Genomic DNA, 22,990 nt, shown 5'->3' with positions numbered 1-22,990 from the left:
CGGGGTGAATTCCACCGATGAGTGACGCCAGCACGAACCAGTCGCGTGATGCCGACGTCCAGCAGACCTCCTCCGGCCCCGGCCGGCACCGTGGTGAGGTCTCCACGCAGGACAGTGAGGCGACTCCGCGCGGACGCCACCGCAAGCCGGTGGCGGAGACCGATCAGGCCGTGACCGCGGCCTGACGGGCACGCCGGTCACCGGACGGCGAACGGCCCTTCCCGCCACAAGCGGGGAGGGCCGTTCCGTGTCTGTCACACCCGCGTCATCCGGCGCCCGGGTGCCTCACCCGCATCATCCGGCGCCCGGGTGCCTCACCCGCATCATCCGGCGCCCGGGTGCCTCACCCGCGTCTCAGCCCCAGCACCTCCACCGCCGCGAACGTCTCCCCCGCCGGCCGGTCCGCGTAGTACGGCCCGAGGACGGCCTCCAGTTCGTCGTACGTGAACGTGTCCTGCTTGCTGTCGAACTTCGCGGCGACCCGTGGCCGTTCGAGGACGGCGACCATCCCGCCGTGCACCACGAGGAGCTGCCCGTTGACGTGGGCGGCGGCGGGCGAGGCCAGGTAGCCGACCAGCGGGGCGACGTGCTCGGGGGCGAGCGGGTCGACGGCGTCGCCGGAGGGCTGCTCGACGCCCGCGAAGACGTCCTCGGTCATCCGGGTGCGGGCGCGGGGGCAGATGGCGTTGGCCGTGACGCCGTACTTGGCGAGGGCGAGGGCGGTGGAGGTGGTGAGGCCGACGATGCCGCCCTTGGCCGCCGCGTAGTTGGGCTGCCCGGCGGAACCGGCGAGGAACGCCTCCGAGGAGGTGTTCACGATCCGTCCGAACACCGGCTCCCCGGCCTGCTTGGAGCGCTCCCGCCAGTGCGCGGCGGCGAACCGGGTGGTGTTGAAGTGCCCCTTGAGGTGCACGCGGAGGACGGAGTCCCACTCCTCCTCGGCCATGGAGAAGACCATGCGGTCGCGCAGGATGCCCGCGTTGTTGACGAGGATGTCGAGCCTGCCGAACGTGGCGACGGCCGTCTCGACGAGCGTGCGCGCCTGGTCGAAGTCGGAGACGTCACCGGTGTGCGCGAGGGCGGTGCCGCCCGCCGCGCGGATCTCGGCGGCGACCTCCGCGGCGGGGCCCGCGGACGCCTCGCCCGAACCGTCGCGGCCGGGCTTGCCGTAGTCGTTGACGACCACGGTGGCGCCGAGCCGGGCGAGTTCCAGCGCCTCGGCCCGGCCGAGCCCGCGGCCCGCGCCCGTGACGATCGCGGACAGCCCCTGGAGCGGCAGCAGCGGCATGGGATGAGTCCTCACATCTCGATGCAGGTACGCAGGGCGGTCCCGGTCCGCATCTGGTCGAGAGCCTCGTTGACGTCGGCGAACGGGACCCGGTGGGTGATCAGGCCGGCCAGGTCGATGCGGCCCGCGCGCCACAGGGCGATGGTGCGTTCGTAGGAGCGCAGCACGTCACCGCCGCCGTACAGGGAGGGCAGGATCCGCTTCTCGTCGAAGAACAGCTCGAACATGTTGAGCTGGAGGAAGTCGTCCATGGCTCCGGCGCCGACCACCACGAGGGTGCCGCCGCGCCGGGTGTGGTCGTACGCGGTGCGTGCCGTGGCGGACTTGCCGACGACCTCGAAGACGTGGTCGAAGCCCTCACCGGCGGTGATCTGCTGTTTGGCGTCGGGCAGTTCGTCGGGGGAGACGGCCCGGGTGGCGCCGAAGCGGAGGGCCGCATCGCGGCGCGAGGGCACGGGGTCCACGGCGACGATCTCCGCGGCGCCCCGGAGCCGGGCGCCCTGGATCACGGAGATGCCGACGCCCCCGCAGCCGATGACCGCCACCGACGAACCGGCCTCCAGGTCCGCCGTGTTGAGCGCGGCTCCGAGGCCGGTGGTCACCCCGCAGCCGATGAGGGCGGCGATGTCGAAGGGCACGTCGTCCGGTATCGGCACCGCGCAGCCGGCGTCGACGACGACCTCCTCGGTGAAGGTGCCGGTACCGGCGAAGCCGAAGACGTCTCCGCCGGGGCGCTTGAAGTTGGGGGTGCCCGCGTTCATGAACCCGGCCAGGCACAGCTCGGTCTGACCGCGCTTGCACGCGGGGCAGGCGCCGCAGGCGGGCAGCCAGCACACGACGACCCGGTCACCGGCCTTCAGATGACGTACGCCCTCGCCGACTTCGAGGATCTCCCCCGCTCCCTCGTGCCCGGGGACGAAGGGCGCGGGCTGCGGCAGCACCCCGCTCATCGCGGACAGGTCCGAGTGGCACAGCCCCGTGGCGCGCACCCGGATCCTCACCTTGCCGGGCCCGAACCCCACCGCCTCGACGTCGTCGAGGACCTCCAGTTTGTCCTGGCCGATCTCGTGCAGTACGGCTGCGCGCATGGTGCGGGCTCCCCTCGTACGGCGTGCTGGAGTCAGGTGTGTTCGACGACGGTGTCGGCGAGGACGGGCGCGTCGGCCCTCTCCACGGCGCTGACGGCGACCCGGGTGGATCCGGGTGTGTGCCACATGCGGATCCGCAGGGTCTCCCCCGGGTACACGACCCCGGCGAAGCGGGTGGCGTAGGACCGCACCCGCGTCACGTCCCCGCCGAGCAGCGTGTCGACGACGGCCTTGAGCGTGATGCCGTAGGTGCACAGGCCGTGCAGGATGGGCCGTTCGAATCCGGCGACCTTGGCGAACTCCGGGTCGGCGTGCAGGGGGTTCCAGTCGCCGGAGAGGCGGTAGAGCAGGGCCTGGTCCTCGCGGACCGGCCGTTCCACGGTCCGGCCGGGTTCACCGGTGGGAGGATCGAGGCGGGCGGAGGGGCCGCGGTCGCCGCCCCAGCCGCCCTCGCCCCGGATGAAGATCTGGGCGTCGTTCGTCCACAACGGGCCCTCGGTGTCGGCGACTTCGGTGCGCAGCACGAGGACGGCCGCCGTGCCCTTGTCGTACACGGCGGCGATCCGGTGGGTGGCGGTGGCGGTGCCCGTCGCCGGGATGGGCCGGTGGACGAGCAGGCTCTGGCCCCCGTGCAGGACACGGGCCAGGTCGACCTCGATGCCGGGCATGGACAGGCCACCGGTCACGCCGGGTTTGCCGGCGCCCGCGACGGTGGCGAAGCTCGGCAGGACGTGCAGCCGGGACTCCAGGGTGTAGCGCAGCTCGTCGGGGTCGGTGGCGGGGCTGCCCGCGCCGATGCCGAGGTGGTAGAGCTGCACGTCCTTGTGGTCCCAGGAGATCTCGCCGGTCCGGGGTCCGGCGGCGAGCGCCTTGGCTGCGTCGATGGGCATGGGGCTCCTGATCGCCGTGAGGAAGGACCTCGGTACGGCCGTCCGCACCGTCGGCCGCACCGAGGCCGTCTGGGGCCGGACCGGGCCGCCAACTGAAACGCGTTCCAGTCCCGCGCCCTCTGTATAGCCGAGGCCCCGGCACTTGTGAAGGCTCCTGACACTGCGTCAGATCGGTGTCGCGGTGACTTCTGCCTGCCGGCGCCGTGGAGGAGAGGGAGCCTCACGTCCGCTGGAACAACCCCGTCCAGAGGAAGGACTTCCCGAAGTGCCCGGACTCCTCCGGCTCGTCGCGCATCCGCCGCAGTTCGAGCTCGGTCAGGCCGGAGAAGATCTCCCGCAGCGCCTCGGGGGTGTACGCGAGGCCGCCCCGCAGCCCGGCCCCCTCGCGGTAGAAGTCGGTGTCGGACAGCTCAGACCCCATCCCGCCGGCCCCCGCGGCGAAGCACGTGAGGCCGAAGAAGCCCCCGGGTGCCAGGAGTTGCTCCAGGAGGGCGAGATAGCTGACCCGGCGGTGCGGCGGCAGATGGTGGAAGCAGCCGGAGTCGTAGACGAGGTCGTACGGGCCGGTGAGGTCCTCACCGGCGAGCGCGAAAGCGTCCCCGTGGTGGAACCGCACGTTGTCCGCCCCCGTTTCGCGAGCCCGCTCCCTGGCCCAGTCCAGGGCCGTCGAGGAGAGGTCGACCGCGTCGACGTCGAAGCCCCGTGCCGCCAGGTACAGCGCGTTGCGCCCCGGCCCGCATCCCAGTTCCAGCACCCGGCCCCCGCTGAGCACCCCTCGCTCCACGGCGGCCACCAGGCTCTCGTCCGGCCGCGCCGCGAAGAACGGCACCGGCCGGGAGCGGTCGGCGTAGAAGTCGTCCCACCAGTCGGCACCGCGCCCGGTCCACCGATCGGCCTCGGGTGCGAACAGGCCGTCGAGCAGGGCGAGTACGTCGTCGACGGTGCGTATGTTCCGGTCCATCCGGTCCCCCTTCCGCTTCCGTCGACGGTAGGGCCAGACGCACTGAAAGGCCAGGTCAGGGCGGGTTTCCCGGGAGCTGCGGGAGGCTGTGTGCGGGCCGCCGCGGGGCGGGGACGCGCTCCGGGGACGGGGCGCACCGCCCCCGGGCCGAAAGAGCGGCGGCGCACCCGTGGCGGGTCGTCACGCCCCTGTTCCGGGCCACGCCGGCCGCACTGTTTTCAGGCGGCGGCCTCCCGCTCCCCCGCCGCCCGCGGCAGCCACACCCACATCAGCGCGACCCCGGCCGTCAGCACCACGGCCCCCACCCGGAACGCCAGCGCGTAGCCCTCCGTCAGGGCCCGCGGAGTCACGCTGCCCGCCGACCGGGCCGCCGCCAGGGTGGACAGGACCGCCAGGCCCAGGGAACCGCCCATCGTGCGGGAGGTGTTGACGAGGCCGGAGACCAGGCCCGCCTCCTCGGGAGCGGCGCCGGACGTCGCCAGGGAGGCGAGCGGGGTCGCGGCCAGGCCCGCGCCGAGCATCATGAGGACGCCGGGGACGAGAATCGCGGTGGCGTAGGAGCCGTCGGGCGTCATCGTGGACTGCCAGGCGAACCCGGCCACCGCGACCAGCGTTCCGAGCACGGCGACGGTGCGCGGGCTCATCGGCCGCATCAGGCGGGGCGCGAGCTTGGAGCCGAGGATGACGGCCAGGGAGCTCGGCACGAGGGCGAGGCCGGCCTCCAGCGGGGTGTAGCCGAGGACGTTCTGCGCGTAGAGGGTCATGAAGAACCACATGCAGAACATCGCCGAACCGCACAGGAACATGGAGACGTTCGCGGCGGAGACCGACCGGATGCGCAGGAGGCCGAGCGGCATCAGCGGGCTCGCCGTGCGGGCCTCGACCGCGAGGAACGCCCCGAGCAGGGCCAGGCCGGCGAGCAGCGGCACCACAGTGGCCGGTGCCGTCCAGCCCACCGCCTCGGTCTGGGAGATGCCGTAGGCCAGCGTGGCCAGGCCGGACGTGACGAGCAGCGCGCCGGGCAGGTCGAGGCGCCGGCCGTCGCCGGCCCTGCCCTCGGTGAGGAACCACGCGGCGGCGCACAGCACCACGGCCCCGACGGGCACGTTGATCAGCAGCACCCAGCGCCAGGAGAGCGCCTCCACCAGCAGTCCGCCGACCAGGCCGCCCGCCGCTCCACCACCGGCCCCGACCGCGGTCCAGGTCCCGATGGCCCGGGCCCGGGGCGCCCCCTCGGGCACGGAGGCGGTGAGGATCGTCAGCGTCGAGGGCGCCAGCACCGCCGCGCCCAGCCCCTGCACGGCCCGCGCCACCAGCAGCTGCCAGTCGTCCTGGGCCAGTCCGCCGGCCGCCGAGGCCAGGGTGAACAGGCCGAGCCCGACGAGGAACATCCGCTTGCGGCCGTAGAGGTCCCCGGCCCGGCCGCCGAGCAGCATGAAGCCGGCGAAGGCGATGGCGTAGGCGTTCACGACCCACTGAAGGCCCTGCTCGCCGAGCCCGAGCCCGGTCCGCATGGACGGCAGGGCCACGTTGACGACGGACACGTCCAGCACGACGAGGAACTGCCCGGCACAGGTGAGCGTCACCACCAGCCAGGTCGGAGGCGCGGCACGGCGCGGCGTACGGGTCATTTCGGCGGCTTCGAGCATGAGTGTCATGCTCTCAACCGCTCCAGGCCCCCTGCATCGGGATTTCGGCCTAGGCCTCGCGCCGACAAGCGGCAGGCACCCGGCCTCTCCTTCAAGGGAAGGTCAAGTTTTCGTTAGGGTGCCGAAGCAACGGAATAGTTGCCTCGACATACAAGGTTCCCACTCCACGTAACCCGACGCTCCCGGCCTGGAGGCCCTCCTCAATGACGCAGACGACGACAGACCGCCCCGCCGGCAGAGCGAGCGGGGCCGTGGTCCCGGTGCTCGCCTTCGCGGGCATCGTTGTCGCGGTGATGCAGACCCTGCTCGTTCCGGTGATCAAGGATCTGCCGCAACTGCTGGACACCGCCCCCAGCAACGCCACCTGGGTCCTCACCTCGACCCTCCTGTCGGGAGCGGTGGCCACCCCCATCATGGGCCGCCTCGGCGACCTCTACGGCAAGCGCCGCCTGCTGATCCTCAGCCTGGCCGTGATGGTGGTCGGCGCCCTGGTCAGCGCGCTCACCAGCGATCTGCTGCTCATGATCACCGGCCGTACGCTCCAGGGCTTCGCGATGGGCGCGATCCCGCTCGGCATCGGCCTGATGCGCGACATGCTGCCCCGCGAGAAGCTCGGCTCGGCGATGGCGCTGATGAGTTCCTCCATAGGCGTCGGCGGCGGCCTCGCCCTGCCCGCCGCCGCCCTGATCGCCCAGCACAGCGACTGGCACGCCCTGTTCTACGGCGCCGCCGGCCTCGGCGTGCTCGCCATCGCCCTGACCCTCCTCGTCGTACCGGAGTCCCCGGTGCGCGCCGAGGGCTCCTTCGACCTGCCGGGCGCGCTCGGCCTGTCCGCCGGGCTCGTGCTGTTCCTGCTGCCGATCACCAAGGGCAGCGACTGGGGCTGGGCCTCCGGCACCACGCTCGGCCTGTTCGCGGCATCGGCGGTGGTGCTCGTGCTGTGGGGCGTGATGGAACTGCGCCTGAAAGCCCCGCTGGTCGACCTGCGCACCACGGCCCGCCCCGCCGTCCTCTTCACCAACCTCGCGTCGATCATGGTCGGCGTCTCCTTCTACGTCGTCTCCCTGGTCCTGCCCCAGCTGCTCCAGCTGCCGACGTCCACCGGCTACGGCCTCGGCCAGTCGATGGTCGTCGCGGGTCTGCTCGTGGCGCCGCTCGGCCTGACGATGATGTTCACGGCGCCCGTCTACGCCCGGCTGTCCGCGAAGTACGGCCCCAAGGTCACCCTGATCCTCGGTCTGCTGATCATCGCGATCGGCTACGGCGCCGGCCTCGGCCTGATGAGCGCCGCCTGGCAGAGCCTGGTCATCTCGGTCCTGCTGGGCGCGGGCATCGGTCTCGCCTACTCCTCGCTGCCCGCGCTGATCGTCGGCGCGGTCCCGGCGTCGGAGACGGGTGCGGCCAACGGCCTCAACACCCTGATGCGCTCCATCGGCACCTCGGTGTCGAGCGCCGTGATCGGCATGGTGCTGGCGAACACCGCGAACGACGTCGGCGGCGTCGAGATCCCGACCATGCACGGCTTCCGGGTCTCCTTCCTGATCGCGACGGGCGCGGTGGCCGTGGGCCTGCTCCTGGCGCTGTTCCTGCCGGGCCGACGGCCGTCGGAGAAGCCGCAGTTGCGGGCGAGCAGCGAGGAGGACGCGGCGCTGGAGCGCGCCGAGCGGGTCCTGCGCGGTTTCCGTGGCCGGGTGCTGGCCGCCGACGGCGCCCCGGTCGCCCGCGCCAAGGTCACGCTGATCGACCGCCGCGGCCGCCAGGCCGGCGCGACGCTCTCCGCCGAGGACGGCAGCTATGCGCTCGCCGTCCCGGCACAGGGCTCCTACGTCGTGGCCGCCCGCGCCCAGGGGCACGGCCCGCTCGCCTCGTCCGCGACCCACGCGGGCGACGGACGTCCGGTCGACCTGGACCTGTCGCTGCCGGGCGAGACGGTCTCGGCCTGACTCCCGTCCTCCCCTGCTACTCACCGGTACCCGCTGTCGTCCTCTCGGCAGGGGTTACGGCACGATGGCGCCCTGACCGTCGTACGACCGAGAGGAACCCCATGCCCGCGGCCCCGAAGCCCGAGATCCTGGCCGCGTTCGAGGCGGCGAAGGGGTTCATGCCGGTGGACGAGGGCCTGGCACTGTACGCGGCGGCCGTGGAGGCCGGGCGGCTCGGGCTGCCACTGCTGGAGGTCGGCACGTACTGCGGCCGGTCCACGATCCTGCTCGCCGACGCGGCCCGTGAGGCCGGGGTCAGCGCGCTCACCGTCGACCACCACCGCGGCAGCGAGGAGCAGCAGCCGGGCTGGGAGTACCACGACCCGGAGACCGTCGACCCGGAGGTCGGGCTGATGGACACGCTGCCCACGTTCCGCCGCACGCTCCACAAGGCGGGTCTGGAGGAGCACGTGGTGGCGCTGGTCGGACGTTCCCCGCGGATCGCCGCGTTCTGGCGTACGCCGCTGGGGTTCGTCTTCATCGACGGCGGCCACACCGACGAGCACGCCGGCGCCGACTACGAGGGCTGGGCCCCGCACGTCGCCGAGGGCGGCCTGTTGCTCATCCACGACGTCTTCCCCGACCCGCAGGACGAGTTCACCGGCCAGGCCCCCTACCGGATCTACCTCCGGGCGCTCGCCTCCGGCGCGTTCACCGAGGTCTCGGCGACGGACTCGCTGCGGGTCCTGCGCCGCACCGGCCCGGGCATCTGAGAGAACGGCTGGGCGGGTGAACTGCGCCCTTCGCACCCCCGCCCGGTCGGCCCACGGGCGGCGTGGCGCGTCGGCGGGCGGACCGCCGCTGCCCAAGGATCCGGGCGCGTGGCACACACCTTCGCAGAGCTCGTGGAGAAGCAGCGCGCGGCGGACGAGGCGTACGCCCGCGTGCGTCACCTCCAGGACGCGTACGGGCCGCCCACCCAGACCAAGTGGAGCGACCAGCAGACCACCACCTGGGAGACGGCCTGGCGCGCCTGGCGCGATCTCGCCCGGGACGTCCAGGCCGCGGTGACCGGCTACGCGAAGCAGGAGGGCACACCGCGCCAGGAGGTGGAGGCGCGGGTGAAGGAGGCGGTACGGCACGGGGACGCCGGCGGGAACGGGGCGTAACCGCCACACCGCCCGGCCGTCCGCGGCCCGCCGCCCCCGCTCGTGGCCGCTAGGGTGGCAGCGTGTCGTACGCAGGCCCGGACTTCGAACCTCCCCAGAACCGCCGCCCCCGCCGCGGCCCCCTGACCGTCGCGCTCGCCGCGCTGGTGCCGGGGGCGCTGCTCGGCTGGCTGGTGTACGAGACGGTCGGCGGACCGGGGGACGACGGCGGCTCGGGGCGGGCGACCGTACGGTCCTCCCCGCCGGCCGCGTCGAGTACGCCCTCCGACGACGCCAAGGAGCCGGGCGCCTCTCCGGAGCCCACCGGCACGACCTCCGCCTCCGCGCCCGCCGGCACCGGCCCGCTCAAGGGCAAGGTCGTCGTCATCGACCCGGGGCACAACCCGGGCAACTTCCGGCACACGTCCGAGATCAACCGCCAGGTGGACATCGGGACGAACCGCAAGGAGTGCGACACCACGGGCACGTCCACCAACGACGGTTACAGCGAGGCGAAGTTCACGCTGGACGTGGCGCACCGGATGCGCACGCTGCTGGAGAAGCAGGGCGCCACGGTGAAGCTGACACAGGACGCCGACCGGCCGTACGGGCCGTGCGTGGACGAACGGGCCCGGATCGGCAACGAGGCGAAGGCCGACGCGGTGGTCTCGATCCACGCGGACGGCTCCGGCGCCGGCAACCGCGGCTTCCACGTGATCCTGCCCGGTCCGGTCAAGGCGGGTGCCGCGGACACCCGGGCGATCGTCGGCCCCTCCCGCGATCTCGGCGAAGCCGTCGTGGGCCGCTTCGTCGCGGTCACCGGCAGCGCGCCCTCCAACTACATCGGTGACGGCGGCGGACTCGTCACGCGTAAGGACCTGGGCGGTCTCAATCTGTCAACGGTTCCCAAGGTGTTCATCGAGTGCGGCAACATGCGCGATAGCAAGGACGCTGCGTTGCTCACCAGCGGCGCGTGGCGACAGAAGGCGGCGCAAGGGATCTCCGAGGGAATCGTGAGTTTTCTGCGCGGGTAGTCCCGGACCGGCAGATCCCGGCGGACACCCTGACCTGGCGGACGATAGGGTCCTCCTTACGATGAGGGGCCACCCCCGCGCTTCACACCGAGTCCGGACGGCGGCATGGTGACAGCGACGCCTCTACCGACGATGAGACGACCTACGAAGGACCTGAAGTGAATATCCGCTCCCTCACTCGGGGCGACGGCGTGGTGATCGGAGCAGCGGTATTGCTGTTGATCGCGTCGTTCCTCGACCTCTACTCGTTCGACAATGTCCCCGACAGCGTCGACCTCCCCAGCCTGTGGGGCAGCGGCCCGGTCGTGTTCAGCGTCGTGCTGGCCGGGATCATCGGCGCCGCGCTCGTCGTCGTCGGCCGGGGCCTTCCGCAGGCCCCGAAGATCGCGGGACTGGAACTCGTCCCGTTCGGCGTCGCCTTCACGGTGTTCGCCGCGTGGAGCGCGCTGGGCAACATCTTCGACGTGCCCGGTGGCTTCGACAACATCGGTGACAACGGCAGCGAGGGCGCCCCGAGCCCCGGCATCGGCATCATCCTCGCCCTCGTCGCCACGCTGCTGATGGCCGCCGCCGCCCTCGCCACCCCCCTCGTCCCGGTCCTCAAGGGCGCTTTGCTCCCGGCCCCCCGGCCGGCCGCCCCGCAGCCCTATGGCGCCCAGCCTCCCGGTGGTTACGGCTACCCGGGCGCGCAGCAGCCCGGCGGTTACGGCCAGCCGCAGCCGGGACAGCCCGGGCAGCCGTTCGGCGGTCAGCCCCAGCAGGCGCAGGCCCAGCCTCAGCCGCAGCCGCCGGCCGGGGACTTCTCCCCGTTCTGGTTCGCGGTGCCGGTGCCGCGGCCGCTGTTCGCGGAGGACGGCTCGCCCACGCCGATCGCCGAACTCGCCCCGGGTACCTGGTACCTGGCCGTCGAGCAGCGCGGCGCGGCCCTGGTCGCCCAGACGCAGGACGGCCGCCGCGGTGTCCTCCAGGACACGTCGGGCATCCAGCGCGGCTGAGCCCGCACCCCTCTCCCACGGCCCCTCGCCCTTCCGGGTGGGGGGCCGTTGCCGTACAGTCGTCGCCTCCGTCAGCTGACGCATCGTCAGGAGGCAGGTATGCGGCTCGGTCTCGCGCTCGGTTACTGGGGCCGCGGCCCCTCCCCCGGCCATCTCGCCCTCGCGCAGGAAGCCGAGCGGCTCGGCTACGACTCCGTGTGGACGGCGGAGTCCTGGGGCTCGGACGCTTTCACCCCGCTCACCTGGATCGCCGCCCACACCTCCCGGATCCGGCTCGGCACGGCCGTCGCGCAGATGGCAGCCCGGTCGCCGGTGACGACCGCGATGCACGCCCTCACCCTGGACCACCTGTCCGGCGGCCGCATGATGCTCGGCCTCGGCCTCTCCGGCCCGCAGGTCGTCGAGGGCTGGTACGGCCGCCCGTTCCCCGCCTCGCCGCTCACCGCCACCCGCGAGTACGTCGACGTCCTGCGGCAGGTGCTGCGCCGCGAGGCCCCCGTCGAACTGGCGGGCCGCTTCCACTCCCACCCCTACCGGGGGCCGGACGCCACGGGCCTCGGCAAACCCCTCAAGCCGATCACGCACCCGCTCCGCCCGGACCTGCCGGTCCTGCTGGGCGCGGAGGGGCCGAAGAACGTCGCCCAGACCACCCGGATCGCCGACGGCTGGCTGCCGCTGTACTGGTCGCCGACCCGGCCGGAGGTCTACGGTCCGGCCCTGGCGGAGCTGCCCGAGGGGTTCCTGGTGGCGCCGATGGCGCAGGCCCGGATCTGCGACGACGTCGCCGAAGGCCTGCTGCCCGTCAAGGCGATGCTCGGGTTCTACATCGGCGGCATGGGCCACGCGGCCCGCAACTTCCACGCCGACCTGATGGCCCGCATGGGCTACGAGGCCGAGGCCCGCCGCATCCAAGAGCTGTTCCTCTCCGGCCGCAGGGAGGAGGCCGTGCTGGCGGTCCCCGACGCCTTCGCCGACGAGATCTCCCTGGTCGGTCCGCGCGAACGGATCGCCGAGCGCCTGGAGTCGTGGCGCAAGGGACCGGTGACGGACCTCCTCGTGCTCAGTCCCGACCCGCACACCCTGCGGGTACTCGCCGAGTTGAACTCCTGAGCGAATCCCCTGGTTTCATCCAGAGTTCAAGGGCAATCCGGAAGGTATGTCCCCTCGATATCGCAACGGTGCGAATCAAGCCGGCACGATCGTGGCGGTCGTGGCCGACATCATGGCCCTGATCCTGGGTCTCTGGATCCTGATGTACCTGCTGGACGCCAACCCCGGCAACTCGTTCGTCCAGTTCATCCACGACGCGGCCCGCTGGCTCGCCGGCTGGTCGCACGACCTGTTCACCTTCGACGAGGCATGGGCCCGAGTGGTCTGCGGCTACGGCCTGGCAGCGGTGGTGTACCTGTTCGTCGGCCACGCGATCGCCAACAGGACCCGCCACTGACAACGCCCAGAGGGGCTCGCCCCAAAGGGGCGCGGGGCTGTGTCGACATGCGGCTCCGCCGCGTGGGCGCGACAAGCCACACACCACCCGCGCCCGCACTGCGGGCGAGCCCCCGAGCTCCTAGGCGCAACAGTCCGACTCAAGCCCCACAGGCAACTCCGCACCACCGAAGACCTGACACGTAGCCTCGTGCCCACCCAACGCGGCAACGGCCAGCAACAACGACCCCGCGGTCCACGTCGTCAGCTCCCGCGGCCAGATCGCGTCGTCGTCGAACACATACCCGGTCCAGTACAGCCCGCTGTCCTCGTCCCGCAGGTGCTGGATCGACTGAAGGATCTCCAGCGCCCGGTCGGACTCCCCCATCGCCCACAGCGCGAGCGCGAGTTCGGCCGACTCACCCCCCGTCACCCACGGGTTGGGCACCACACACCGCACGCCCAGCCCGGGGACGACGAACCGGTCCCAGTCCTCCTCGATCCTGGCCTTGGCCTCCGCTCCGGTCAGCGCACCGCCGAGCACGGGGTAGTACCAGTCCATCGAGTACCGGTTCTTGTCCAGGAACCGCTCGGGGTGGTGGCGTATGGCGTGCCGCAGTGCTCCCGCCGCCAACTCCCAGTCCGGTTGGGCCTCTTCCCGCTGCTCGGCGATGGCCAGGGCGCAGCGCAGGGCGTGGTGGATGGAGGAGCTTCCCGTCAGCAGGGCGTCGGCCGTCCGCGTGCCGTCGTCGTCGCGCCGCCAGCCGATCTGCCCGCCGGGCTGCTGGAGGCCCAGCACGAACTCCACCGCCGCGTACACCGCCGGCCACATCCGGTCCAGGAACGCGTCGTCGCCGGTGGCGAGGTAGTGGTGCCAGACGCCGACGGCTATGTAGGCGACGAAGTTGGTCTCCCGGCCCCGGTCGGTGACCGCGTCGTGCTCGCCGTCGGTGTATGCGGCGTACCAGGAGCCGTCCTCGTTCTGGTGCCGGGCCAGCCACAGGTAGGCGCGTTCGGCGGCCTCGTGCTCGCCGGCCGTGTCGAGCGCCATGGCCGCCTCGACGTGGTCCCACGGGTCGAGGTGGTGCCCCCGGAACCAGGGGATCGCGCCGTCCTCGCGCTGCACGGCGAGGATGCCGGCGACGGTCGCGGCGGCCTGCCCGGCGGTGAGGACCCCGGGCAGGACGAGGTGTTCTGTCCGGGGGGTCGTCACTTGGCGTCCACCCGGGGCAGGTGCGGCTTGGTCGCGTACGCCACGAAGCTCTTGCCGATCAGCGGGTTCAGCGCCTGCTCGGCGACCCGGGTGGCCAGCGGCTTCTTCATGATGTCCCAGACGAGCAGCTTGTGGTACGCCCGCACCGGCAGCGCCTTGTCGTTGTCGACGCCGAAGGCGCACTTGAGCCACCAGTAGGGCGAGTGCAGGGCATGTGCGTGGTGCGACCCGTACGGCTCCAGGCCGGCCTCGCGGATCTTCTCCACCAGCTCGTCGGCCTTGTAGATGCGGATGTGGCCGCCCTCCACCTCGTGGTAGGCGTCGGAGAGGGCCCAGCAGACCTTCTCGGGCCCGTAGCGCGGGACGGTGACGGCGATGCGCCCGCCGGGCTTCAGCACCCGCACCATCTCCGCGAGGACGCCCTTGTCGTCCGGGATGTGCTCCATCACCTCGGAGATGATCACGACGTCGAAGGACTCGTCGGGGAAGGGCAGCGCGAGGGCGTCGCCCTCCATGGCCGTTGCGGTGGCGCCCTCGGGGGCCTCGCCGGCCTCCTTCATCGCCGCGAACCACGTGGCGACCTCGCGGATCTCGTCGGCGTTCTGGTCCAGGGCCACGACCTGTGCGCCCCGCCGGTAGCACTCGAAGGCGTGCCGGCCGGCACCGCAGCCGAGGTCCAGGACGCGGTCGCCCGGGGCGAGCGGGAACCGGGAGAAGTCGACGGTCAGCACGTGGCCCTGCTTTCGGAGTTGACGCCTTCTACATCTGCCGGGGCTGCGGAGACAGCACCGGCTGTGCCTGCCGGGGCTGCGGCCACGGCACCGGTCGAGGGGGCCGGAGGGCCGGAAGTGTGCGGGACGGTGCGCACTCCGGCCCGGTCGATCGCCTCGCGGTAGCGGGCCACCGTGCCCTCCGCGGCCCTGGCCCAGGTGAAGTGCCGCAGGACCCGTTCACGCCCGGCCGTGCCGAGGCGGGCGCGCAGCTCCGCGTCGCCCAGCAGCCGGCCCAGGCCCGCGGCGAGCGCGCCCGCGTCGCCGGGCGGTACCGCCAGGCACGTCTCACCGTCGCGGCCGGCGACCTCCGGTATGGCGCCGCCGGTCGTGGCGAGCAGGGGCGTGCCCGTCGCCATGGCCTCGGCGGCCGGGAGCGAGAAGCCCTCGTAGAGCGACGGCACGCAGGCGACCTGCGCCGAGCGCACGAGGTCGACGAGTTCCTCGTCGGTGATGCCCTTGACGAACTCGACGGCACCTTCGAGGCCGTAGCGCTCCATCGCCTGGGCGACCGGTCCTTCGGTGGGGCGCTTGCCGACGACGACGAGATGGGCGCCGGGGTGCTCGGTACGCACCTTGGCCAGGGCCTCGACGAGGTGCACCAGCCCCTTCAGCGGCACGTCCGCGCTGGACGTCGTCACGATCCGGCCCGGCACGACCGGCACCGAGGGGTCCGGCGAGAACAGGTCGGTGTCGGCGCCGATGTGGACCACGTGGATGCGGTCCCGCCGGACACCGAGGTGGTCGATGATCTCCTGCTGCGAGGTGCCGGAGACGGTGAGCACGGACGGCAGCCGGCGGGCGACGCGCTTCTGCATGCGTGTGAAGGCGTACCAGCGCCGCACCGACAGGCGCCGCTTCCGCCCGTCCGCCGCGTCCAGTTCCAGCTGCCGGTCGACGGTGATGGGGTGGTGGATGGTGGTCACCAGCGGCGCGCCGACATCGCCCAGCAGGCCGTAGCCGAGGGTCTGGTTGTCGTGCACGACGTCGAACTCGCCGCGGCGGGCGCGCAGATGGCGGCGGGCGCGCAGCGAGAAGGTCAGCGGTTCCGGGAAGCCGCCCGTCCACATCGTCGCGACTTCCAGCGCGTCGATCCAGTCGCGGTACTCGCCGCGCCCCGGCGTGCGGAAAGGATCCGGCTGGCGGTACAGGTCGAGACTGGGCAGCTCGGTGAGGCTCAGCCCGTCGTAGCCCTCGTCGAGGACGGGGTAGGGCTGGGCGCCGATGACCTCGACCCGGTGGCCGAGGCGGGCCAGTTCGCGGGAGAGGTGCCGGACGTAGACGCCCTGTCCGCCGCAGAACGGGTCCCCTTTATAGGTGAGGAGCGCGATGTGGAGCGGTCGCAAGCCGTCGGCGGCGGGGCCCTCCGTAGCCCCGGCCTGACTGGCCTCAGCGGTCACTCTGGGCCCCCTTCTCCCTGCACTGTCCCGCGAGATTACGCCGGGACGCTAATCTAGAACAAGTTTCAGACTTGATCGTTCGGAGGCTCTGAATCTACCGGCAGGTAGGGGTGCTGTGAGCAGTGGATCAGGTGATTCACGCCACGACCGGCGCCGTGCCATGCTGTGTGATCACTCGTCCTCACGGACGGTCACGGAACGGGACCGACACATGCCCGCGGAAGCCAAGGTGAGCGCCAAGGTGAACAAGCCGGCCAAGGTGGAAGCCGGAGCGGCAGCCCCCGCCTCCCCGCCCCTCACGGAGCGACAGGAGGCGCGCCGCCGCCGCATCCTGCACGCGAGTGCGCAGCTGGCCAGCCGGGGCGGCTTCGACGCCGTGCAGATGCGGGAGGTGGCGGAGTCCTCGCAGGTGGCGCTCGGCACGCTGTACCGCTACTTCCCTTCCAAGATCCATCTGCTGGTCGCCACGATGCAGGACCAGTTGGAGCACATGCACGGCACCCTGCGGAAGAAGCCCCCGCAGGGTGAGACGGCGGCCGAGCGGGTGGCCGAGACGCTGATGCGGGCCTTCCGCGCCCTCCAGCGCGAGCCGCATCTGGCCGACGCGATGGTCCGCGCCCTCACCTTCGCCGACCGCAGCGTGAGCCCCGAGGTCGACCAGGTCTCCCGTCAGACGACGGCGATCATCCTGGACGCGATGGGCCAGGAGAACCCGACCCCGGAGCAGCTTTCGGCGGTCCGGGTCATCGAGCACACCTGGCACTCCGCGCTGATCACGTGGCTGTCGGGCCGGGCCTCGATCGCCCAGGTGAAGATCGACATCGAGACGGTGTGCCGTCTGATCGACCTGACGGCACCGGCCACGGTGTAGCCCCCGGACACGACGAGGACCTACGAGACGGGTTCCCTTCGCCGGCATGGTCCGGATCAGGTGATGGGGGTCGCCTTCCGGTCGCCCGGCCTTGCGGCCCTGCGTCCTTCCGGCCTCTCAGCCCTACCGTCGCAGTCGGCACCAGCGGAAGCCGGAACTGAAGCTTCCCGCCGACGTCGGCTACTCCGGTCGGACTCCCTCACTCGCCTCGTAGGCCGATTTCCAGGATAGAACGCCCGCAAGGGAATGAAACCCCTCGATCCATGATTTTTCGGGCACCAGGGCACCACGGTGCTCCGGCGCTACGGGCGCTACGGGCGCTACGGGCGCTACTCGTCCGGCGGGAACACCGCCTCCCCGCTGTCCCCCAGTGTGATCGTGATCGCCTCCGCCGGGCAGCATTCGGCCGCCTCCAGCACCCGCTCGTTCGCGTCCATGTCGGGGGCCGTGGGACGGGACTGGCGGGCGGCGTCCAGACGGAAGCCGTCCGGCGCGTGGTGGAGGCACTGCGCGGAGCCGATGCACAGGGAGCGGTCGACCTCGATGTGCCAGCGGTCGCCCATCGCTAGGCCTGCGCCGGGAGGTGGATCATCTTGTGCTCCAGGTACTCGCCGTACCCCTCGGGCCCGAACTCCCGCCCCAGCCCCGAGTTCTTGTAGCCGCCGAAGGGGCCGAGCATGTCCAGGCTGAAGGTGTTGACGGAGTACGTGCCCGTGCGGACCTGGCGCGCGATGTCGATGCCGTGCTCGACGTCCGCCGTCCACACGCTGCCGCTCAGCCCGTAGTCGGAGTCGTTGGCGATCTTCACGGCGTCGGACTCGTCGTCGTAGGGCAGCAGGCAGATCACCGGGCCGAAGATCTCCTCGCGGGCGATGCGCATGGAGTTGTCGACGTCGCCGAAGAGGGTCGGCTCGACGTACCAGCCGCGGTCCAGGCCGGCCGGGCGTCCGCCGCCGGAGAGGATCTTTGCGCCCTCCTCCTGCCCGATGCGGATGTAGTCGAGGTTGCGCTGCTGCTGCCGCCGGGCCACCAGCGGGCCCACCTGGGTCGCCGGGTCCAGCGGGTCGCCGACCGTCAGGGCGCCCGCCGCGGCGGCGAGGGCGTCGGCGAACTCGTCGTAGCGGGAGCGCGGCAGGAGGATGCGGGTCTGGGCGACGCAGGCCTGCCCGTTGTTCATCCAGGCCGCCGGGGCGATGCCCGCCACGGCCGTCTCGACGTCCGCGTCGGGCAGCACGACGGCCGCGGACTTGCCGCCCAGTTCGAGCGTCACGCGGGTGAGGTTGCGGGCGGCGACCTCCATCACGCGCTTGCCGGCCGCGACCGACCCGGTGAAGGACACCTTGTCGACGCCGGGGTGCCCGACCAGGTACTCGCTGACCTCCCGGTCGGCGGGCAGGATCGACAGCACGCCCTCCGGCAGCCCTGCCTCGCGGGCGATCTGGCCGAGCAGGTACGCGTCGAGCGGCGACTCGGGCGACGGCTTGAGGACGACCGTGCAGCCGGTGAGCAGGGCCGGGGCGAGCTTGGCGGCGGCGACGAACTGCGGCACGTTCCAGGGGACCACGGCGGCCACGACCCCGACGGGCTCGCGCCGTACGAGGATCCTGCCCAGCACGCCGTCCCGCCGCTCCTCGTGGGTGAAGTTCCGGGCGACGGTGATCGCCGAGTCCCAGACCATCACCGCGCCGAGCGCCTGGGCGAGGATGCTCCAGGAGTACGGCGAGCCGTTCTGGGCGGAGATGACACGGGCGATCTCGTCGTGCCGGAGGGCGATGGCGTCCTTGATGCGGCCCACGACCTCGATCCGCTCGTCGAGGCTCATGCGCGGCCAGGGCCCCTCGTCGAACGCGCGCCGGGCCGCCGCCACGGCGCGGTCCACGTCCGCCGTCGAGGCGTGCGGGACACGTCCGATGACCTCCTCGGTGTGCGGCGAGATCACCTCGATGACGTCCCGGCCCAGGGGGTCGGTCAACTCCCCGCCGATGAACAGCTGTCCGTGTTCCACGAGCTCGGTCATGGCCGACTGCCTCCCCGGGAGCGTTCTCTGACGGTGCATCAGATATGCCACTGATACCAGCCCCGCCCCGAGGAGTCCACGGACCGCGCACCGCGGAGAGACTCCTCGCTGGAACCCGTTCTAGTTATAGTGGCGGGGAGCCGGCGACGGGGGAGCCCATGACACAGGTGACCGACCACGGCGGAGGCGTCCGGTCGCTCCGGGTCCCGATCCCGGACAACCCGCTCGGCCACACGCTGGTGTACGTCGTCGACACCGACCGCGGCCCGGTGCTGATCGACACCGGCTGGGACGACCCGGAGTCCTGGGACACCCTCACTCGGGGCCTCACGGCCTGTGGCACGTCCGCGGCCCAGATCCACGGCGTGGTCATCACCCACCACCACCCGGACCACCACGGCCTGTCCGGCCGGGTCCGGGAGGCGTCGGGCGCGTGGATCGCGATGCACGCCGCGGACACCGCGGTCGTGCGGCGGACCCGGGAGGCCCGCCCCGAGCGCTGGTTCACGTACATGGCGGCCAAGCTCACCGCGGCCGGCGCCCCCGAGGAGCACATCGCCCCGCTGCGGGCGCCCCGGCCCCGCGCCCTGCCAGGCCTCTCCCCGGCCCTGCCCGACCGCGACATCGTCCCCGGCGAACTCCTTGCGCTGCCCGGACGCCGCCTGCGCGCGATCTGGACCCCGGGGCACACACCCGGCCACGTCTGCCTCCACCTGGAGGAGGACCACCCGGCTCAACTCCCGGGCCGAGGTCGCCTGTTCTCCGGCGACCACCTGCTGCCCGGGATCACCCCGCACATCGGCCTCTACGAGGATCCGGACGACACCACCGTCACCGACCCCCTGGGCGACTACCTCGACTCCCTGGAGCGCGTCGGCCGGCTGGCCCCCGCCGAGATCCTCCCGGCCCACCAGCACCCGTTCTCCGACGCCGCCGGCCGCGTACGGGAGTTGCTCACACACCACGAGTCCCGCCTGACCGACCTGCTGGCGCTGCTCGCCGAGCCCCTCACCCCCTGGCAGCTCGCCGAGCGCATGGAGTGGAACCGCCCCTGGGCCGAGATCCCGTACGGTTCCCGCACCATCGCCGTCTCGGAGGCCGAGGCGCATCTGCGGCGGCTGGTGAAGCTGGGCCGGGCGGAGGCGGTACCGGGGAGCGAGCCGGTGCGGTACGTGGCGGTGTAGACGTCGGCTCCCGCCCGGCCGACCGGCTGTCCCGCCGCATGATGTCCAATGTCCTGGTCACGGTGACGTCACCGGAGACGGCGCGGGCGGTCTCCTGCTTCACGACGTACCGCGTCGACGGCTACGAGGGCGGTTCGTCCCGGCCGGGCCGCCGGTCCAGGTCGGGCACTACGAGGACACGTTCCGCCGGGTGGGCGACGGGGCCTGGCTGTTCGCCTCACGGACCCTCCACCTGCCGTTCGGCGGCCCCACCCCGCGCCCGAACATGCCCGCGTCACAAGGCTCTTGACGTTTCCGGGCGCCCCCTAGGATGGTCGGAAGCAACGCTCGCACCGGGAGAGATGCCCATGGGCACCGAAGAGGCCGCACGCACGACGACCGGCAGCGGGGCCCTGGACGGCGGGTGCACGGGGCCCATGGTGCCGCGCCTCGCCCTCGGCGCCCGGCTGCGCGGGCTGCGGGAGGCGCGGGGCATCGGCCGGGCGGACGCCGGGCACGTCATCCGTGCCTCCTCCTCCAAGATCAGCCGGATGGAGGCCGGCCGCCACGGCTTCAAGCTGCGTGACGTCGCCGATCTGCTCACCCTCTACGGCGTCACCGACGAGGCCGAGCGGGCCACCCTGCTGGCGCTGGCCGAGCAGGCCAACACCCCCGCCTGGTGGCGGCAGTACAGCGACGTCGTGCCCGCCTGGACGCAGACCTACCTCGGGGCCGAGCAGGCGGCCGGCCTCATCCGCTGCTTCCGGGTCCAGCGCGTGCCCGGCCTGTTGCAGACCCCCGACTACGCCCGGGCCGACGTCCGGCTCGCCCACCCGGACGCCGGTGCCGCGGAGACCGACCGCCGGGTCGCGCTGCGGATGGTCCGCCAGCGGATCCTGCACCGGCAGCCGGCGACCCGGTTGTGGGCCGTGATCGACGAGGCGGCGCTGCGCCGTCCGGTGGGCGGTCTCCCCGTCATGCGGGACCAGCTCAGGCATCTCATCGAGATGTGCCGGCTCCCGCACGTCACGGTGCAGATCCTGCCGTTCGCGGCCGGCGCGCACGCGGCCGAGGGCGGTCCGGTCACCATCCTGCGGCTGCCCGGCGGGCAGTTGCCCGACGTGGTCTACCTGGAGCAGCTCACCGGCGCGCTCTACCCCGACCGGCCGGCCGACATCGAGTGCTACTGGGACGCCATGAACCGGCTGGTGGTCGAAGCCGAGTCGCCGGACGAGACTCCGACCATCCTGCACCGCATCCTTCAGGAGACCTGAGCGCTCAGTTCTTGCGGGCGACGCCGCCGTACTGGTGCACCTCGGCGGGAAGCCCCAGGGCCGCCGCGTCGGGACGCCAGCGCGAGCAGGAGGCCACGCCCGGTTCGAGCAGCTCCAGACCGTCGAAGTAGCGCGCGATCTGCTCGGGGCTGCGCAGGATGTACGGGATCGAACCGCCGTCGTTGTACTGCTGGATGGCGCGGACGTACTCCTCGCTGGTGTCGGTGGAGTCGTACTGCACGAGGTAGCTGCCGGGGGGCAGGGCGTCCACGAGCTGCCGGACGATCGAGCGGGCCTCGTCGTGGTCCTCGATGTGGCCCAGGATGCCCATCAGCATGAGGGCGACGGGCCGGTCGAAGTCCAGGGTCTTCCCGGCCTCGCGGACGATCGTGCCCGGCTCGCGCAGGTCGGCGTCCACGTAGTTGGTGACGCCTTCCGGTGTGCTGGTGAGCAGCGCGCGGGCGTGGGCCAGCACCAGGGGGTCGTTGTCGACGTAGACGATCCGGCTCTCCGGGGCCACGCGCTGGGCGATCTGGTGGGTGTTGTCGACGTTGGGCAGGCCGGTGCCGATGTCCAGGAACTGGCGGATGCCCTCCTCGGCGGCCAGGTGACGGACGGCCCGGGCGAGGAAGTAGCGGGCGGCGCGGGCGCCGGTCTCGATGCCGGGGAAGATCTCGCGGAACGCGTCACCGGCCACCCGGTCGACTTCGTAGTTGTCCTTCCCGCCCAGCCAGTAGTTCCAGATCCGGGCCGAGTGCGGCACCGAGGTGTCGATCTTGGGGAACGGCTCCTGCTCGGGGTTCTCCGCCTGGTCGGTCATGGACGCTCCTGCGTGAGTGGTCGGGAAGCCCCACGTTAGCCGGTCCGCGTCCGGGAGAGGATCAACTCCTCTGCGCTTTCCAGGAGTTCGACCTCGGCTCGGCCCATCGTCGGATTGGCACCCCGGCGGCGCAGGGCCTCGGTCAGGGCTGTGCGGGAGAGCGGGGACGGGCCGTCGAGGAGGGCGGTCAGCATGGTGTCTGCCGGTGCGGAGAGGGAGTCGCCGGCGACGGCGGCCTGCGCGAGGACCACCGCGGTCGCCGCCCAGTCCAGCCCCGGGTCGCCCTCCTCCGCGTCCGACCAGTCGATGACGCGGGGACCGTCGGGGGTGATGATCACGTTCTCCGGGTGCAGGTCCAGGTGCAGGACACGGACGGCCGGGTCGGTGGCGCGCAGGGCGGGGACGGCGTGCAGGTCGCGCAGCAACCTGGCGAGGATGCGCCCTGCCTCGGCCACGTCCAGGGTGCCGGCGAGGCAGGCCTGGAGCATGGTCGGGCCGGAGAGCCGCTCCATCACCAGGTCGGTGCGCGAACCGGAGGGCCGGACCCGGGGAACGGGATAACCGTGGGCGCGCACGTGCTCCATCACGGCCCCCTCGGCCACCGCGTCACCCCTGCCCTCACGCTCCCGACGCAGCACCCACGCCGCGTCGATCTCGAACACATCGGCCCGGCGCCCGGATCCGAGCAGCTGTCCCGGCGGCGGCGTGATCGGCATGAAGCGAAGCTACCCGCATCCGCGGCGCCCCCACCGGGCCGAGAGCGCCAACCCCTTCGCCGCCCGGCCCCGGACCAGGCCTCCCCACACCCGGCATGGGGCCAAGCCGCCGCGCTGCCCGTCCCCGCCCGCACGTGACCAAGCCCCCACCCGGCCCCCTCGGCCGGTTTCCTACGTCCGGGTACAGTAAGCGGGTCGTCATCACACCGTACGGGGGGAAGCCGGTGCAATTCCGGCGCTGACCCGCAACCGTGAACCACCGCCCGAGGTGGTGAGCCGGATCGCCCCGTACGGTTCGTGACCGGCTCGCGTGCCCGGCAGACCGCCGGGCACGGCACCGTCGAGG

The 22,990-nt window shown here is 72.4% G+C and carries 23 protein-coding genes, 1 pseudogene and 1 riboswitch; of the genes and pseudogenes, 12 read left to right on the top strand and 12 right to left on the bottom strand.

The features are described 5' to 3' along the window. Nucleotides 1–17 precede the first annotated feature (17 nt). A complete protein-coding gene (locus AB0E85_RS05235; RefSeq protein ID WP_361922560.1) occupies nucleotides 18–185 on the top strand; it encodes a hypothetical protein in 168 nt (55 codons plus the stop codon). A gap of 158 nt (nucleotides 186–343) precedes the next feature. On the opposite strand, the gene AB0E85_RS05230 is transcribed toward AB0E85_RS05235, so the two are convergent. The 5 genes from AB0E85_RS05230 to AB0E85_RS05210 form a co-directional block, all read right to left on the bottom strand. Beyond that, nucleotides 344–1,288: a 3-oxoacyl-ACP reductase gene (locus tag AB0E85_RS05230; protein WP_361922557.1), complete on the bottom strand. Its 945-nt coding sequence runs from the start codon at nucleotides 1,286–1,288 to the stop codon at nucleotides 344–346. A gap of 11 nt (nucleotides 1,289–1,299) precedes the next feature. Next, the gene (locus AB0E85_RS05225; protein WP_361922554.1) at nucleotides 1,300–2,376 is read right to left on the bottom strand and encodes a Zn-dependent alcohol dehydrogenase; all 1,077 of its coding nucleotides are present in this window, start codon (nucleotides 2,374–2,376) and stop codon (nucleotides 1,300–1,302) included. Between the two features lie 32 nt (nucleotides 2,377–2,408). After that, the gene (locus AB0E85_RS05220) at nucleotides 2,409–3,266 is read right to left on the bottom strand and encodes a MaoC/PaaZ C-terminal domain-containing protein (protein WP_361922551.1); all 858 of its coding nucleotides are present in this window, start codon (nucleotides 3,264–3,266) and stop codon (nucleotides 2,409–2,411) included. Nucleotides 3,267–3,486: 220 nt separating this feature from the next. Then, the gene (locus AB0E85_RS05215; RefSeq protein WP_361922548.1) at nucleotides 3,487–4,227 is read right to left on the bottom strand and encodes a class I SAM-dependent methyltransferase; all 741 of its coding nucleotides are present in this window, start codon (nucleotides 4,225–4,227) and stop codon (nucleotides 3,487–3,489) included. Nucleotides 4,228–4,445: 218 nt separating this feature from the next. Continuing rightward, complete coding sequence (locus AB0E85_RS05210) at nucleotides 4,446–5,885, bottom strand: MFS transporter (RefSeq protein WP_361922545.1); 1,440 nt, start codon at nucleotides 5,883–5,885, stop codon at nucleotides 4,446–4,448. Between the two features lie 194 nt (nucleotides 5,886–6,079). On the opposite strand from AB0E85_RS05210, the gene AB0E85_RS05205 reads away from it, so the two are divergent. From AB0E85_RS05205 to AB0E85_RS05175, 7 genes are all read left to right on the top strand, one after another. After that, entirely contained in the window at nucleotides 6,080–7,819 is a 1,740-nt protein-coding gene (locus tag AB0E85_RS05205) for an MFS transporter (RefSeq protein WP_361922542.1), read from the top strand. Nucleotides 7,820–7,920: 101 nt separating this feature from the next. After that, nucleotides 7,921–8,571, top strand: coding sequence for a class I SAM-dependent methyltransferase (locus AB0E85_RS05200; protein ID WP_361922539.1), 651 nt, complete (start codon nucleotides 7,921–7,923; stop codon nucleotides 8,569–8,571). A gap of 108 nt (nucleotides 8,572–8,679) precedes the next feature. Continuing rightward, the gene (locus tag AB0E85_RS05195) at nucleotides 8,680–8,967 is read left to right on the top strand and encodes a hypothetical protein (RefSeq protein ID WP_361922536.1); all 288 of its coding nucleotides are present in this window, start codon (nucleotides 8,680–8,682) and stop codon (nucleotides 8,965–8,967) included. 62 nt (nucleotides 8,968–9,029) lie between these two features. Then, a complete protein-coding gene (locus tag AB0E85_RS05190) occupies nucleotides 9,030–9,980 on the top strand; it encodes an N-acetylmuramoyl-L-alanine amidase (protein ID WP_361922533.1) in 951 nt (316 codons plus the stop codon). 158 nt (nucleotides 9,981–10,138) lie between these two features. Next, on the top strand, nucleotides 10,139–10,975 hold the full coding sequence (locus AB0E85_RS05185; RefSeq protein WP_361922530.1) for a hypothetical protein: 837 nt from the start codon (nucleotides 10,139–10,141) through the stop codon (nucleotides 10,973–10,975). A gap of 99 nt (nucleotides 10,976–11,074) precedes the next feature. Beyond that, the gene (locus AB0E85_RS05180) at nucleotides 11,075–12,085 is read left to right on the top strand and encodes an LLM class F420-dependent oxidoreductase (protein ID WP_361922527.1); all 1,011 of its coding nucleotides are present in this window, start codon (nucleotides 11,075–11,077) and stop codon (nucleotides 12,083–12,085) included. A 46-nt stretch (nucleotides 12,086–12,131) separates the two neighbouring features. Then, nucleotides 12,132–12,422 carry a hypothetical protein gene (locus AB0E85_RS05175; RefSeq protein WP_361922524.1) on the top strand — a complete coding sequence of 97 codons (291 nt, stop codon included), beginning with the start codon at nucleotides 12,132–12,134 and terminating at the stop codon, nucleotides 12,420–12,422. Between the two features lie 120 nt (nucleotides 12,423–12,542). Here AB0E85_RS05175 and AB0E85_RS05170 read toward each other — a convergent pair whose 3' ends face one another. Genes AB0E85_RS05170 through AB0E85_RS05160 form a run of 3 tightly spaced genes read right to left on the bottom strand, consistent with a single transcriptional unit; the run spans nucleotide 12,543 to nucleotide 15,783 of the window. Next, nucleotides 12,543–13,613 carry a prenyltransferase gene (locus AB0E85_RS05170; protein WP_361922521.1) on the bottom strand — a complete coding sequence of 357 codons (1,071 nt, stop codon included), beginning with the start codon at nucleotides 13,611–13,613 and terminating at the stop codon, nucleotides 12,543–12,545. After that, nucleotides 13,610–14,344, bottom strand: coding sequence for a class I SAM-dependent methyltransferase (locus tag AB0E85_RS05165; RefSeq protein WP_361922518.1), 735 nt, complete (start codon nucleotides 14,342–14,344; stop codon nucleotides 13,610–13,612). Before AB0E85_RS05165 ends, AB0E85_RS05170 begins: the two co-directional genes overlap by 4 nt. After that, nucleotides 14,338–15,783, bottom strand: coding sequence for a glycosyltransferase family 4 protein (locus AB0E85_RS05160; protein ID WP_361922515.1), 1,446 nt, complete (start codon nucleotides 15,781–15,783; stop codon nucleotides 14,338–14,340). The genes AB0E85_RS05165 and AB0E85_RS05160 overlap by 7 nt, the downstream gene beginning before the upstream one ends. A gap of 211 nt (nucleotides 15,784–15,994) precedes the next feature. On the opposite strand from AB0E85_RS05160, the gene AB0E85_RS05155 reads away from it, so the two are divergent. Continuing rightward, complete coding sequence (locus AB0E85_RS05155) at nucleotides 15,995–16,654, top strand: TetR family transcriptional regulator (protein ID WP_361922512.1); 660 nt, start codon at nucleotides 15,995–15,997, stop codon at nucleotides 16,652–16,654. Between the two features lie 329 nt (nucleotides 16,655–16,983). On the opposite strand, the gene AB0E85_RS05150 is transcribed toward AB0E85_RS05155, so the two are convergent. After that, on the bottom strand, nucleotides 16,984–17,217 hold the full coding sequence (locus AB0E85_RS05150) for a ferredoxin (RefSeq protein ID WP_361922509.1): 234 nt from the start codon (nucleotides 17,215–17,217) through the stop codon (nucleotides 16,984–16,986). 2 nt (nucleotides 17,218–17,219) lie between these two features. Continuing rightward, complete coding sequence (locus AB0E85_RS05145) at nucleotides 17,220–18,671, bottom strand: aldehyde dehydrogenase (RefSeq protein ID WP_361922506.1); 1,452 nt, start codon at nucleotides 18,669–18,671, stop codon at nucleotides 17,220–17,222. Between the two features lie 158 nt (nucleotides 18,672–18,829). Here AB0E85_RS05145 and AB0E85_RS05140 point away from each other — a divergent pair, with 158 nt between their 5' ends. The 3 genes and pseudogenes from AB0E85_RS05140 to AB0E85_RS05130 all read left to right on the top strand — a co-directional run bounded on the left by AB0E85_RS05140 (nucleotide 18,830) and on the right by AB0E85_RS05130 (nucleotide 21,108). Beyond that, nucleotides 18,830–19,855: an MBL fold metallo-hydrolase gene (locus AB0E85_RS05140; RefSeq protein ID WP_361922503.1), complete on the top strand. Its 1,026-nt coding sequence runs from the start codon at nucleotides 18,830–18,832 to the stop codon at nucleotides 19,853–19,855. An 11-nt stretch (nucleotides 19,856–19,866) separates the two neighbouring features. After that, a pseudogene (locus AB0E85_RS05135) lies at nucleotides 19,867–20,144 on the top strand (nuclear transport factor 2 family protein); the annotation flags it as partial. 58 nt (nucleotides 20,145–20,202) lie between these two features. Continuing rightward, complete coding sequence (locus AB0E85_RS05130) at nucleotides 20,203–21,108, top strand: helix-turn-helix transcriptional regulator (protein WP_361922500.1); 906 nt, start codon at nucleotides 20,203–20,205, stop codon at nucleotides 21,106–21,108. 4 nt (nucleotides 21,109–21,112) lie between these two features. Here the strand turns inward: AB0E85_RS05130 and AB0E85_RS05125 are convergent, their stop codons facing one another. Next, nucleotides 21,113–21,928 carry an SAM-dependent methyltransferase gene (locus AB0E85_RS05125; protein ID WP_361922497.1) on the bottom strand — a complete coding sequence of 272 codons (816 nt, stop codon included), beginning with the start codon at nucleotides 21,926–21,928 and terminating at the stop codon, nucleotides 21,113–21,115. Between the two features lie 35 nt (nucleotides 21,929–21,963). Continuing rightward, nucleotides 21,964–22,644 (bottom strand): phosphotransferase, encoded by a 681-nt coding sequence (locus AB0E85_RS05120; RefSeq protein WP_361922494.1) that lies wholly within the window; start codon nucleotides 22,642–22,644, stop codon nucleotides 21,964–21,966. Between the two features lie 171 nt (nucleotides 22,645–22,815). Then, nucleotides 22,816–22,951: riboswitch (cobalamin riboswitch) on the top strand. Nucleotides 22,952–22,990 lie beyond the last annotated feature (39 nt).

Origin of the sequence: Streptomyces sp. NPDC029044 (genome assembly GCF_040637495.1) — a bacterium.
Classification (GTDB): domain Bacteria; phylum Actinomycetota; class Actinomycetes; order Streptomycetales; family Streptomycetaceae; genus Streptomyces.
The sequence above is the reverse complement of the archived record's forward strand: the minus strand, read 5'-3'. Positions and strand labels throughout refer to the sequence as shown.